Source organism: Mesorhizobium cantuariense (assembly GCF_042647205.1).
Lineage (GTDB): Bacteria > Pseudomonadota > Alphaproteobacteria > Rhizobiales > Rhizobiaceae > Mesorhizobium > Mesorhizobium cantuariense.
Map to the genome: position 1 here is coordinate 112,788 of NZ_JBHRVD010000001.1, position 13,653 is coordinate 126,440.

A 13,653-nucleotide genomic window follows, 5' to 3' on the forward strand; every position below is an offset into this window, starting at 1 on the left:
GCTTCCCGCCTCCAATGGCGGCAGAGCCTGATAAGGCGCGGGCGTGTGGGTCGACAGGTCCGGGTTGGTCGAGATCGACGCGATAGAGTGCATTCATCGGAATGGCCTCCTTCTCAATTGCGGAGGTTCTGGAAGAATCAGAAAATGAATCAATTCCTTGGCAGACAGCCGCTACCCTGCTTAACCGAAAGCAAGGCCAGTATCTCGCGTTCATCTGGACCTACAGCGCTCAACGGTCGCTCGCCGGCCGAACGCGACACGCAGCTCTTCTGCCGCGTCACCGCGCCCTCTGTCCATCAGATGGTGGCTCACCCTCGAGCGCGCTCGATTGATCCACCCTGGCCTCGCGCGGTATTGAACTGGCAGCAGGTCAAACCTCTCGTCGAACCCGACAGCCTACCCAGGTTACAACCCGCCGAAACCGTCAAATCCTCTGTGCAAAGGTACTGGCTGCGGGACTGGCGAGCATTGGCATTGTGGAAGGCATCATCATAGCTCACGGATTCCGAGGTTCCTGAATCTTCGGGGTGAGGCGGGACGTGCGGGAATTGGGTGCGTGGATTGATTCGAATTGAGGCTGTGCATCGCGGCTATCTTCCTCCTCCATTGCGAAACGTTCATATTGCTGAACCGGATAATATAGTTCGCAAGCGAAAGCAAAATCCAGGAGCAATTGTTGGAAAAAGGACTTCTTCGTCGGCGTAGGACCCTCCCGCTGGTAGAGGGACAATTGTAGAGTAGGCAGGAATGCGCCGTCGATGGTGGCCAACTGCAAATGTGAGCGGCCAACTCGCTTTTCTGATTTCTTCTGGTAGCCCATATCAACGTACTCCTAGTGTGCAATCATCGCACTCGTAGTGTACGAGCCTGACCCGAATCTGACGGATCGTTCGATTGTGATCCAGATCAAAGTTGATTTGGTCGCAATCCAAGCCCTCAGCGCTCTCGTGCTGCCTCTCCGATCAGGAGACGGCGGCCCGAGGTAAGAATGCTGTTCGAGCTTCCTACTGTGATCAGAGCCTAAATGCCGAAAAGGGCGCCGAGCCTTTCGGTGGCCGGAAGCAAGGGGTCGATCAAGCCAAGATCGTAGATCATCGTCGTTTCGAGATCCCCCTTGTGGTCGACGTAGTGCGATATGGCCTCATGCGATACTCCCTGGCCCGTCAACATCAGAGAGATCGCGATCCGCTTGAGGTCGTAGAGCTGGTGGTCGGGGACGCGGGAACAGGATTTTGATTTTAGGCCAGCGCAGACGTTGGGCCTGCACCATCCCAGCAACCCTGAGATGGATCGGCACCGCACGGTAGGTGTACTCGTAGAGCGAACGGGCAGCTTGATGCCTTTGACGTTGTGCTTGGGCCAGACAAGCTTCTCCAGATCGAAATGGCCGAATTCCGCCTTGGCCAGATCGCTGGGGCGGGCATGGTCAGAAACCGGATGCCCATGAAATTGCAGAGCTCCTGCATCTGGTCGTTGGCGGTTAACACCTGCCTCTTGACTGGAGCCATGTTCGGCTTGCAAGCGCCTCTAGGTGATCTATTTCAGGCGGCGCCTCAAACACGGGATAGAAGATGTGGGCCGCAATTTGCCGGATCTGCTCCGTGGAGTAATCCCGGCGGCGGCGCACCCATCTTCCGCGCGCGGATTGGACTGCAGGAGTTGCGCATGTCGACCAGCTGCATTCGGATGGTCCAGTTATAGAGCGCCAAAACGTGCCGCAACGCGCTGTTGAAGACATATGGCGAGGCAATTTGCTTTTGGAATTCCTCAAGAGGACTCGTCAGCTTCTCGAAAGCTGAGCCGAATAGCATGCGAACGCGAAAGGCTAGCCAACCTACCGCTAGCTAACCAACCTACCGCTATTTGAAGGGGTAATCACGAGTTCGCAAGCTCGATCCATTCGATCCAAATCTCGCGCCAGCCGTGCTAGGGCGATATGTGGACGGGCGACATTCCGGTCATGGCGAGGCCGGCGTAGCGGCAACGCCGCAGATTGCGTTCGCAGCCGGGATCGTGCTCTCGAGTTCGGTGCGCGGCTGTCAGCAAGGTATTACCGTGCGCATTAGCGGAATCGACCCCTGCGTCGGCAAAGTGCCGGAACGCTGCGATACTTAAGGGCACTACAAGTTCCAATTGTTTCTAGAGATATGCAATTGGGCGAATGAGGTATTTCAGATTGGAAAAGGGTCCTTTGGCCGAGCTGTTGGTCGAACAGTTCGAGAATATGCCGCCGCAGCTGCGGGTCGCTGCGCGTTTCGTGCTCGACCATCCTAAGGATGTCGCGCTGATGTCGATGCGCGAGCAGGCGAACCAGGCCGGCGTTTCGCATATCACCATGATGCGGCTGGCGCGATGGCTTGGCCTTGACGGCTACGAGGATATGCGCAGCCTTTACGCGCGGGCGCTGCGTGAGACAATCGCCGGTCAGCCGGCGCGACAGGGCGTCGAAAACGATGGCGCTCTGGGATGTTCGACTGTCGGGGTCATTGCCGACACGCTCGCGGCCCAGATTTCAAGCCTCGGTGAATACGGCAATGCCATGCAGTTCATCGCCGCCGCCGACCTGCTTGCAAGATCACGCAATCTGTTCGGCCTCGGCTCGCGCTCCGCTCATCCGGTCGCGAGCCACTTCGTTCACATGATGTCGTTTGTGGTTGGCGGTGACCGCAAGGTGACGCTTGTCAGCGAGATGGGCCGACAGGGTCTGGATGTCCTTCAGCACGCCGGACGTGGCGACGTGCTTCTGGCTGTAGGCATGTCGCCTTATGAACGTACGACGGTCGACGTGGCGCGCCAGTCGGCTCGGCAGGGGGTCGGCGTGGTGGCAATCACCGACAGCAGCGTGTCACCGCTGGCCCGGATCGCGCGGGAAACCATCATCGTTACGTCGAATTCGCAGTCGTTCTTCCGAAGCATGGCGCCGGCGTTCGCCGCCGTCGAGCTTCTGGCGGCACTGACGGCCGGGCGGTCCGAAACGGATGCCGCAGAGCGGGTAAAACAATCGGAAGAGCGGCTTGCCGCTTTCGGCATTTATTGGAAGCCTCGCCGATAGCATCTGGATCGAACGGGCATGGCGCCAGCCAGGCTGCCGGCAACAGTGATTTTCCGGAGGTCGTCCAGATGGTTCGTCCGACAACGCCTTCCAAGCTCCTAATCCAGCCGCAAAAGGGTAGACGCCTCGGCAAACGCCGCGCAAATAGCGCGGCTAATCCCGCCTTTCATATTCTGCGCAGATCATGCCGGTGGCAGCTGCGCGCTTCGAAAAAAGTCCAGACAATGAAATTAAGCCGCGAGGGTCCGCTTCGCCGGCGCCGGCTCAGGCATTTCCGGCTGTTTCGGTTTGCGGCCGACCCCCACCGTCTTGGCCAATGCCGAGCATGCCGCGGCGTAATTTGGCGCACGGCAGTCTCCTCGGAAGAACACTGCGCCTGGCAATGCTCATGTGAAACCTTAAGAGTGCTCGTCAGCTTCTCGAAAGCTAAGCCGGATAACATCAGAGCGCCAAGGCTAGTCAACCCAACCCCGTTCGGAGGGCAACATGGACCCATTTCGCAATCTCGATCTTCCCTTGGATCCAAATTTCGCAGCGTCCTACGCCATGACGCACCAGGAGCAAGCGTTCCAAGCTGGGCAAGGGGACTTTGAACTGCACCTAAACAAGGCTCCGCAAGCCGGTGCCGTAAATCCCCTCACTATGGAGCGCCATAATCCCTCTGGGGGGCTTAAGCCCTTTGGTCAAACGATTTCTATGCTCGATAGCGATCAGCGGGTCAAATATGCTAAGGAGCTACGTGACCGTGACGGCTATCCCAAAGTCCCACCGTCTTTGGTGAATCCCACATCGCCAGCAACGGATACCAAGCAAAATCTCGCGCCGTGGAGGACGCTGCCACCTGAGGCGTTGCCCAACAAAATGGGGCTCTGCGCCAGCAAGCCACACACATCGGATGCAACTTTTCACAGTTCAAACTCCTCCACCACGAGCGCCAGTACATCTTCTCCGGCGAGGCCGAGCACCTCCGTGTTCGAATACAGGACGGCCGAATTGAGCCAGGCGAATGAAAACGGCATCTGCGTTGGGCTGACTGCGGAGTGGCTACTCAATCGCAACAACAGCGCGTCAGCCCGAATGAATGCGCTAATACCTGGATCGGAAAGGCATGCCTCAGCGGCTGTGCGGCAGCAGCAGTATCAGGACCTCAAGGATGTATTGCGAAGCGAGGGTGCAGGATCTTCTCAGGCCGACCTTCAGGCACAAAACACCGTGTTGCAGGAGGCGGGATTGGCACCATCCGGAAAAGAGAAGAAACACAAATTCGGCGAGCCTTCGAGCTTCTCGCGCATGCTTGACAAAATCACCGAAGACGGATCGACCCATTTGCTGAGCCTGTATTTCGCCCAAGGTGGTGCACACACAATTGCGACCACGGCGTCGAATGGAATGACCACGCTCTTCGATCCTAATTATGGAGAATTTACTGTTGGATCACGCGAGATGGCTTCATTGTTCCAAAGCCTCACCAATCGTTACAGGAACCCAAACGGGCAGCATTTGTCGACAGTCACCACACAAAGGATGTACTGAGTCGGGCCGAACTTTTCGACGGCTGGATATCACCTTCGTCACTGTGCGGAACACGGCCCGATCGCCGCGATGTTCATCCGGCGTCAGCCTGTAATGGGTCGACAGATGGCGCTTTAGCGATTTGAATTTCTTCCCGTTCCTCAAGGGAGAAAATGTAGTCCGGTGTCACCGACTTCCTGATCCGCACAGCAGGCTTGAGGGTAACCGGCTCTTCTGCCGAGAGGCTTGCGGCCGTGCCCCTCAGGGCTGCGTGCACTTAGCCGATCAGGGCAGGGAGATCCCCCACCGGGACCGGATTGGTTGGAGACATACGCTGAGACGACATCGGCGGTGAGCTCGATGAGGTTGTCGATGTTTTTGTCGGCTTGTTCTGTCATGAAACTCTCCGGGCGGCTTAAAGAGCTATGACGGAAGATGGTGTCAGGGGATCGTGCGTCTCGGAGGGATGTGGAACTGAAGAAGCTGCTATCTGTCGTCATGGCATCGATAGTCGCGTTGGGAGAGAAGCTTTAGCCTGCTAAACACTTGAGGAGTAGTCACTTGCGTTTGGGCATTTCATTCACGGCGGGCGAGCCTGCTCAAGGACGAAGCAGGCAGCTCCTCCTTGAAATGTCCACCTAAAGCAAGCTCGCCTGCTCGGCCTGCCGGCGCAAATTCTGCCGCGGTCGCGGACCGATCTGCTGGATCACCAACCCGGCCGCCAGCGAGCCGAGATCGCCGCAGGCCTTGAGGTCGCGGCCTTGTGTGTAGCCGTGCAGGAAACCGGCGGCATAGAGGTCGCCGGCGCCTGTCGTGTCGACCAGTTCCTTGATCGCGGTCGCCTGGATGAGCACGGTCTCGTCGCCGCGCACGATGACCGAGCCTTTTTCCGAGCGGGTCACGGCGGCGATCCGGCAATCCTTGCGAATCTGCGCCAGCGCCTCGTCGAACGACGATGTCTGGTAGAGCGACTTGATCTCGTGGCTGTTGGCAAAGACGATGTCGACGGTGCCCGAGCGCATCAGGTCGAGGAACTCGTCGCGGTAGCGGTCGACGCAGAACGAATCCGAGAGTGTCATCGAAACCTCGCGGCCTGCCGCGTGCGCCAGCTTCGCCGTCTGCCGGATCGCTTCCTTGGCCCGCGGCGGGTCCCACAGATAACCCTCGAAATAGGTGACCTTGGCGCCGGAAGCCTTGTCGGCCTCGACATCCTCCGGCCCGAGTTCGATGGCGGCGCCGAGATAGGTGTTCATCGAGCGCTCGCCGTCGGGGGTGACGAAGATCATCGAGCGCGCCGTCGGCGGCTCGCCCTTGAGCGGCTTGGTGTCGAAGGCGACGCCCTGCGCATGGATGTCGTGCTCGTAGATTTGGCCCAGCGCATCGTTCGAAACCTTGCCGAAGAAGGCGACGCGGCCACCGAAGCTGGCGACGCCGGCCGCCGTGTTGCCGGCGCTGCCGCCGGACGCTTCGATGGCCGGGCCCATGCGGCTGTAGAGCAGTTCGGCGCGCTGGGTGTCGATGAGGTTCATCGCGCCCTTGATGATGCCGTTGGTCTCGAGGAATTCCTCGTCGCACTGGGCGATGATGTCGACAATGGCATTGCCGATGCAGAGCACGTCATAATCCGGCATCAATGTCTCCGCCAAAAAACCCAGCCGGCTTCTTGCCATGCCGGTCGGGCGCGGGTCTAGCGAGTTGGAATGGGTGCCGCATGCGCTTGATCCAGCGTCGGCCCTCAAGCTGCTGCAGGTCCTGCCTCACGCAGCAAGTCGTCGGCTCTGTCCGTCCTCTCCCAGGTGAACTCGGGCTCTTCACGGCCGAAGTGCCCGTACGTCGCGGTCTTGCGGTATATCGGGCGTAGGAGATCAAGCATCTTGATAATGCCTTTCGGTTGCAGATCGAATAACTCGGGAATAAGGCGCTCGATCCGCTTTTCATCGATCCTTGCGGTCCCGAAGGTGTTGACGTGAATAGACACCGGCGCGGCCACGCCGATGGCGTAGGCAAGCTGCACCTCACACACCTGCGCAAGTCCGCTAGCTACGATATTCTTCGCAACGTACCGCGCAGCATAGGCAGCTGACCGGTCAACCTTGGATGGGTCCTTGCCCGAAAAGGCGCCGCCGCCGTGGCGCCCCATCCCGCCGTAGGAATCGACGATGATCTTGCGTCCGGTGAGCCCGCAGTCGCCGCGCGGCCCACCAATCACGAACCGGCCCGTTGGATTGACCAGGAACCTGAGCCCCGTCGTATCCAGGTGGGGCGGCAAAACCGGCTTTATGATCTCCTCAATGACGCCTTCTCTTACTGTTTCTTGTGAGACCACCTCGTCATGCTGCGTCGACAGGACTATGGTATCCAGCGCCACCGGGCGCAAACCTTCATAGCGCACGGACACTTGAGATTTTACGTCCGGACGCAACCAGCTAAGCTGTCCCGTTTTCCGGACCTCTGCCTGCCTTTTCGTCAAATGGTGAGCGAGTTGGATCGGCAAAGGCATCAATGTATCGGTCTCGTTGCATGCGTACCCGAACATGAGGCCCTGATCCCCCGCCCCCTGCTCGAGATCCTGTCCTCGACCCTTGTCAACGCCCTGGCTAATGTCGGGCGACTGCTCGGTGAGAGCCAGAACGACGGCGCAACGCCGACCATCAAAGCCGATGGCATCGTCGTCGTATCCAATATCGAGTATCGTATCGCGGGCAACTTGGCTGTAATCGATCTGCGCACTGCTGGTGATCTCGCCAGCCAGAACGACCATTCCGGTCTTGACCAATGCTTCACAGGCCACGCGCGCCTTGGGGTCGTTACGCAGGATTGCATCGAGGATGGAATCCGAGATGTTGTCGGCCATCTTATCTGGATGTCCCGCGCCGACGGATTCGGAAGTGAACACGAATTGCCTGGTCATGGAATGCCCTCGCTTCTGGGTGCTGGAGTTGTATGGGAGTGCGCTGGATTCGGCCGTCTTATCGGTCGGTGATACCAGGGACATCGAAGGCAGCGCAGAAGTCGGCAACGTCTTTTCGCACCGAGGCATGAACATCTGGGTCGGCGGGCTCGCGGCAGATCAGGTCGATGAAAGCGGCGATCTGCACCATTTCTCCCTGGCGCATGCCCATGGACGTCACTGCTGGTGTGCCTAAGCGGATACCACTTGTGACCGCCGGGTCTCGCGGGTCGCCCGGCACCATATTGAAGTTCGTAATGATGCCCGCCTTTGCCAGTCGCTCGGCATAGGCTTTGCCTGACAATGGTCGATCCCGAAGATCAAGGATCAGCATGTGATTGTCGGTCCCGCCGGTGACCAGCTCATAACCTCGCTCCAGAAGCGCCTCGGCCAGAGCCTTGGCATTCTTGACGATCTGCTGACCGTAGACACGGAAAGCCGGGTGAGAGGCTTCCTCCAAAGCGACAGCTAGCCCGGCGATGATATTGATATGGGGCCCGCCTTGCAGGAGAGGGAACACCGCGCGATCTATGCGTTTGGCGAGATTGTGTTTGTTCTTCGGATGATGGAGCGCCTGATGGCGGTCTTCATTCCTTGACAAAATGAACCCACCGCGTGGACCGCGTATCGACTTGTGGGACGTGCTGCCGACGACGTCGCAATGGCCGACAGGATTCGGGTGGGCTCCGGCGACAATCAGGCCACTGATGTGTGCGATGTCGGCCGCCAGATAGGAGTTCACCTCCAAAGCGATCTCGGCCATTGCCGCGTAGTCAAAGACACGCGGATAAGCAGTTGCGCCGACCCAAATGAGTTTCGGCCGTTCCCGTTTGGCCGTGTCGCGCAAGCCGTCATAATCAATTTGCTGCGTGTTTTCGTGCAGGCCATAGGGGACGCGTTGATAATCACTGCCGGAGAAGTTGACCGACCAACCATGCGTGAGATGGCCTCCCTCGGGGAGGGGCAAGCCCATGACCTTATCCCCAGGGCTCAAAAGTGCTCGATAGATGGCCTGGTTGGCCGGCGAGCCGGAATAAGGCTGGACGTTAGCGTGCTCACAGCCGAATAGCGCCTTCAGGCGCTCGATAGCGAGGTTCTCCAGCTCATCGACGATCTCGTTTCCCGTGTAATAGCGCGCACCAGGGTACCCTTCAGCGTATTTGTTGGTGAAAATCGAGCCGGTCGCTTCCAGCACCGCCGAGGAGGCAAAGTTCTCCGATGCGATGAGTTTGAGCGTCGTACGCTCCTGCCGCACCTGTTTTTGAAGCAGTTCGTGAACGCGGGAATCAACCGCGGCCAGGGGAGACCGTCCGTAGGTGTCGAGCGGCGCGCTTGCACTGGCAGCGGAATTTTCCATGGCAGTTTCCCGTTCCAATTGGATTGATCCTTCTCACGGCTAGCAGGCGGTCTCCTTGGACCGCGCATCTCGTATCTCTTCGAGGCGTTGCAGGTCTCGTTTATGATAGCCATCGTCGTGGGGCAGGAGATCAATCAACAATTGAACCAGCCCGCCGTCCCTGCCTCCCGCTTTGAGATGGTACGAAGACCCCCGACGTTGTTCGTTGCAGCAAAGAAAGTCAGCCTTGGCGAGCCGCCGGACGTGTCGTCCAACAAGCTCGCGCCGCAACCCCAGAACTTTCGCTAGCTCGCAAACCGTTAGGCTCGCGTGTGCGCAAAGGCCAAGGATTCGAAGTCGATCAAGATGCGCTGCCGTCCTCAGGCGATTGACTAGTGTCATCATTGGTAAGCATCAAGCCACATCAAAAATTGCGGCACTGGTCCTGCTGACTTCGTCATTTGGCGTCTCCGAAGATGCTACAGCTTCCGAAACCAATAGCTTCTTGGACCAAGGTTTACACGTTGGGCCGCAACCAAGGTGGGGGCTTTTATTGACCTGCCTTCAAAACCGAGATGCATGCTGTTCGGCCCTCGGAGAGCATGCAGCACCATGATTTGATCCCCACTTCCATCATGCGACATGCGTACCATTCGCGGGGGGGTGGAGTTGCAAAGACTCTACGAATTTCTTTGAAGGATTTGTTGCAACGACTGCTGCCATACGTTCGTAGGCCTGAGGATCTGGTCGAGTTCGCGCTGGCCGAAGCGCACGGCTATAATCGCGGCGCGCGCGTGGCCGGCTCATGCAGACGGATCAATATTGCGGATGGTTTGCGTCCTGCGTCCCGCCACCGTGATCCGGCATGCTCGACCCTTCGCTCGGCACCAAGGCCGGCTACGAGAGCCGGCACCGCTATTTCGGAAACATCCAGTCACGTTTGCGAAGTGGCTGTTGGAATTGGTGATGCTTTGACGCATTGTCGCCGGAATTTAGCTGCGCCGCCGCCTCAATCTCCAACGAGACAGTCGGCGTTGCCTGAGACGGTTCGGTCCGGCACCGGCTCGTAAACCCCCAGCCCTCCAACTACGGGTCAGCGTCGGATCGAACCAACTCGGTTTCCCTGGAAATCGGGTGCGACGATCCCAAGACCTGAATGGCCGGCATCAGAAGCACGCTGAGGCCGGTTTTTTATTGGCTAATGCATATCCGCCAAAGACCGCAGTGGTTTTGGGACGACGACCATAAAGCAATAGTTTGGGTCGCGCCGGCCTGAACCGCAGGGGCGTTTTAGGCGGTGCCGGGCAAGAAAAGGTACCAGCAAGAGAAGGCGAACTCGCAACCGAGCGAGAGCTGCTCCCCTTGTCGCCTTTCGCGTTCAGACCTGTGAATCCTGCGCAGTACTCGCAAGCTCTGCTGATCCTGCCGGGCAGGGATGCTCGGACGCAGGATGCACCGCCCATAGGGCCAATCAATGTCGCCATCATTGGCTCTTGGAGTCGTCAGCTTCTCGAAAGTTAGACCTCCTAATAGGAGCCTTGGGCAACAATTGGAGGAAGGAAAGCATGTCAGATTTTGGCTTTCGTGGTTTGGTCTGACGGGCTCGATCCTGGCATGTTTCCAGAAGATCTGCGACGCCAGATCGCGTCGACGTGCGGCATGAGGCGATCGCTGCGAGTCCTGGCCGCTACTGCTAAGGTGAGCTTGGCCAGGATGTAGGCCGCGCCGTCCGGCCCCGGGCTGACCGCGACGGTCGACGGCCATGCTGCTGGTCTTCACACCTCATGCCACGTTTCATCTGGGCGATCACACTTATACGCCGAAGTTCTGAAACACCACGGCTGACCGAGATCAGCCCCAACACCATCGGAGATGGAATATGACGGGCATTGGCCGACCCGGAAGATCGCGCATGGGCAATGCTGGAACCGACAGCACATGGGCATCGAGCAGTTCACGCTCGCAATCAAATCTTGCCCCTGGGGAAGGCAGCCAATCGTTCGATTCCGTCGTAGAGCAAATGCGCTCTGGACCTCAAGATAGCGGCACATCCTTCGCTCGCGTTCCGCCCGGTGCCGATGATGTCCTTGGCGATGGGCCTTCCGGTCCCTCCGTTGGCGCGCATCGAAGCCCACATACAGCCACTACGAGGCGGGCTGTCACTGCGCGCCGCCGCGGTTATCCTTCAATGTCCGAGGCTGGAGCCAGCCAGCCGCCAACCTGGGATGTGGCAGTCCCCATTTCCTTGAGAGGCGAAGAAATCAACGCGGCAAAGCAACGAGTGGACGGCCTGCAGGAGGAACTGGAGGCTTGCCGCAATGCGGCCATGAAGGCCCGGAACCTGGAGGAGGCGCAAGAGCTGATCGATCGGGTGGTCAATGCAGGCTCAGCAGTTCTGGACTACTACGCGAGCCTGCCACAGGCTGTGGCGCGGAGCATTCTGTCCGACGATGAAGCGCGTCAAGTCCGCTCCACTGTGCTCGATGCGGCGGACCAATGCGACCAACTGGGCAGACCGACTATCTACGCCTTGGAACAGAGCAAGGAGCGTACGACCGCCCTGCTCAGGGGGCTCCAAGCCAGCGCTACCGGCGACCAGCTGAGCCGATCGGTTTCCAGTCTAGCGCAGCCCCATGTGCTCAGCATGGAGTGGTGGGAAAAGAAGACATGGCGCTGCGAACGGATGCGGTCCGTCTGCGCGGCCACTGTCAACTTACCAAGTGCAACTACCGAGATCCGACAGGTCGAACAGGCCGCCCTGCGGCTGCACACCGGCTGGCTAGTGAATAACAAGGTCACGCTGGTGCAATCGCGGATCTCTCTCGCGCAGGTCAAGATTGAGCCGCTGGCGAGCACGTTCGAACCAGCCGTGAGGGACATCCTCATGGATGAGAAGGGACGGGTGCGTCTGCTGGGAACCTTCGTCGGTGACGTTTTTCCGGCATTCCTCTCTACGTCCGACGCTGTTCTGAAGAGCAATGGGCGCCCACTCGACGCAGAGCACTGTGCCGTTCTGGAAGGCGTCATGGAGCGGCTTTCGGAATTTGCATTGGCGTTGCAAGACGACATCGTTGCCAAGCTAAGCGATGGCCGAACATGTGCCGACCTCCCATTGCAACTGTTGGGCCAGATCGTGGACGACGCTTGGATCACTGCGCACGAGGTTATGCACTTGCTGGCACTGCAGCCGAATACCTCAGCCGTCATTACACCGTGGGCTGACGCCGGCGCTGCGATACCGGCCGACGGCAAGGCTGCAGTGGCCGAAGGCTCTGCATCGCGCAGGAAGGGGAAAGGCAAGAGCAAGCAGGCCGCTGGCGCCGGCAGCTCGGCTACCGGGCGGCCGCAAGTCGCTGCCGGCGGCAGCGTCACGGCGCCAGCAACCAAGGTTCTCGTGCGCTCGGATCTAGGTACGAAGAAGCTCGTGAGCGCAAAGGAGGCGCATGCAAGTGCGTCGTCGGCGGCTGCACATTTGGCGATCTGGCAGACCCCGGCGTCGAGGGCGGCCCTGACGGGACGACTCACGCGGTTGGACGAACTTTTGCAGTTCGATCTGGCTAGTCAGCAACGGACCGTCTCGCGAGCGCGCCAGATGAAACCCGAGGACTCCGACCACGCCGTGGACACCGTGGTCGAGCGCCTGCAGACGCAGGCCACCGAGATGCAGGCCTGTCTGGCTGCGTTGGAGGAACCTCGTCGACGCGGCCTATTCACGCCTGCGCAAGTGGTCGAAGTGCACGACAAAACAGTCCAGCTCAAGGGGATGTTGTCCGAAGCGCGGGGACTGGCCAAGGCTTTGACCGAGGAAAAGGCCTCTACTTCGATCGAATGCATGAAGACCTACGCCTTTCCGTCACAAAAGTACCTTGAACACTTGCGGGAGGCCAACGAGTTGACGCCTGCCGATCGACCACGCGCGTTGAGGGACGAGCCAGGGACACTGTTCGAGATCAGGCTGCAGCCCAAGGCGCTGCGCAATGGTGCAATGCCGAGGCCGATGTGGGTGCACATCCATACACAGCAACCGGTATTTGCAGGGCAGTTGGCGATGCTGGATGACGCCGACTTCGCCGCTTGCCACGTCAAGTCCAATGAACAGCGCGGCCACAATCGGCAGTGGCAGGACGCCCGGGCTGCGATCGGTCACGAGAACGTCGTGATCCACCGCGGCAAGCTCACCCCTGCGTTCTGTAAGTCCTTGTTGACCACAGTGCCTGGCGGCCAGCCACACCACCCGCTTGCCGAGGCGGAGCACCGGTCGGTGCGGGCTGCTCGACGCTGGATATAGGTGGGGACCTCTCGCGGTGCCACCGGGATCGAGCTCGATCCGGTGATCGCACGCGTCGTCCGGCTGCGGCAGCCGCGCGCATCCTCACCGGCGACTTCGCCCGCACCAAGCTGCCGGCGAGTTTCGATCCCCATTGGTCCGCCCTTATACGATCGCGCGGTACGATGCGAGCGCGCCTATCGCTCGATGGGTTTGCGTCTTCATGACTACTGCATCGCGCTCGATCGATCTCTTGAAGCCGGGCGGGTTCGCAGTGTTCATGACGTATTCGACATCATGGACAAGATCGATAGCCGAGCGCGAGAGCGTATTGCGAGGTCGACCAATCTCGTCGTTGCCGTTCGACTGCCCGAAGATAGTTTCCGAGGCTGATGCCGGCATCGAGCCGGCAGCATTCCCGATAAGCGCGCCAGCATCAATCCGCAAGCTGTTCCGCTCCGCGATGCGCTGCGCGAGATGCTGAAGGCCCAGGAATTGGATGAGAACGTGCAGATCAAACAGCGCGTCGCCGCGCG

The 13,653-nt window shown here is 59.4% G+C and carries 9 protein-coding genes and 3 pseudogenes; 4 read left to right on the plus strand and 8 right to left on the minus strand.

The window, feature by feature from the left end:
• Window positions 1–496: 496 nt before the first annotated feature.
• Both ACFOJ9_RS00515 and ACFOJ9_RS00520 read right to left on the minus strand, forming a co-directional pair.
• Window positions 497–820 (minus strand): hypothetical protein, encoded by a 324-nt coding sequence (locus ACFOJ9_RS00515; RefSeq protein ID WP_206073717.1) that lies wholly within the window; start codon window positions 818–820, stop codon window positions 497–499.
• A 200-nt stretch (window positions 821–1,020) separates the two neighbouring features.
• Window positions 1,021–1,521, minus strand: coding sequence for a hypothetical protein (locus tag ACFOJ9_RS00520; protein ID WP_378918460.1), 501 nt, complete (start codon window positions 1,519–1,521; stop codon window positions 1,021–1,023).
• 670 nt (window positions 1,522–2,191) lie between these two features.
• Here ACFOJ9_RS00520 and ACFOJ9_RS00525 point away from each other — a divergent pair.
• Window positions 2,192–3,052 carry a MurR/RpiR family transcriptional regulator gene (locus tag ACFOJ9_RS00525; RefSeq protein WP_378924343.1) on the plus strand — a complete coding sequence of 287 codons (861 nt, stop codon included), beginning with the start codon at window positions 2,192–2,194 and terminating at the stop codon, window positions 3,050–3,052.
• 230 nt (window positions 3,053–3,282) lie between these two features.
• Here ACFOJ9_RS00525 and ACFOJ9_RS00530 read toward each other — a convergent pair.
• Window positions 3,283–3,399 (minus strand): annotated as a pseudogene (locus ACFOJ9_RS00530) (MucR family transcriptional regulator); the annotation flags it as partial.
• Between the two features lie 139 nt (window positions 3,400–3,538).
• Between ACFOJ9_RS00530 and ACFOJ9_RS00535 the strand changes: the two are divergent.
• Window positions 3,539–4,585, plus strand: coding sequence for a YopT-type cysteine protease domain-containing protein (locus tag ACFOJ9_RS00535; protein WP_245331118.1), 1,047 nt, complete (start codon window positions 3,539–3,541; stop codon window positions 4,583–4,585).
• Between the two features lie 66 nt (window positions 4,586–4,651).
• On the opposite strand, the pseudogene ACFOJ9_RS00540 reads toward ACFOJ9_RS00535, so the two are convergent.
• The 5 genes and pseudogenes from ACFOJ9_RS00540 to ACFOJ9_RS00560 all read right to left on the minus strand — a co-directional run.
• A pseudogene (locus tag ACFOJ9_RS00540) lies at window positions 4,652–4,962 on the minus strand (MucR family transcriptional regulator); the annotation flags it as partial.
• Window positions 4,963–5,202: 240 nt separating this feature from the next.
• Entirely contained in the window at window positions 5,203–6,195 is a 993-nt protein-coding gene (locus tag ACFOJ9_RS00545) for an adenosine kinase (protein ID WP_378976401.1), read from the minus strand.
• A gap of 104 nt (window positions 6,196–6,299) precedes the next feature.
• Window positions 6,300–7,475 (minus strand): methionine adenosyltransferase, encoded by a 1,176-nt coding sequence (gene metK, locus ACFOJ9_RS00550; protein WP_095085167.1) that lies wholly within the window; start codon window positions 7,473–7,475, stop codon window positions 6,300–6,302.
• A 58-nt stretch (window positions 7,476–7,533) separates the two neighbouring features.
• The gene (locus ACFOJ9_RS00555) at window positions 7,534–8,871 is read right to left on the minus strand and encodes a serine hydroxymethyltransferase (protein WP_378924340.1); all 1,338 of its coding nucleotides are present in this window, start codon (window positions 8,869–8,871) and stop codon (window positions 7,534–7,536) included.
• A 39-nt stretch (window positions 8,872–8,910) separates the two neighbouring features.
• Window positions 8,911–9,255, minus strand: coding sequence for an ArsR family transcriptional regulator (locus ACFOJ9_RS00560; protein ID WP_378976403.1), 345 nt, complete (start codon window positions 9,253–9,255; stop codon window positions 8,911–8,913).
• 1,474 nt (window positions 9,256–10,729) lie between these two features.
• Between ACFOJ9_RS00560 and ACFOJ9_RS00565 the strand changes: the two genes are divergently transcribed.
• Window positions 10,730–13,138 (plus strand): hypothetical protein, encoded by a 2,409-nt coding sequence (locus ACFOJ9_RS00565; RefSeq protein WP_378976405.1) that lies wholly within the window; start codon window positions 10,730–10,732, stop codon window positions 13,136–13,138.
• Window positions 13,139–13,159: 21 nt separating this feature from the next.
• A pseudogene (locus ACFOJ9_RS00570) lies at window positions 13,160–13,504 on the plus strand (hypothetical protein); the annotation flags it as partial.
• Window positions 13,505–13,653: the final 149 nt, after the last annotated feature.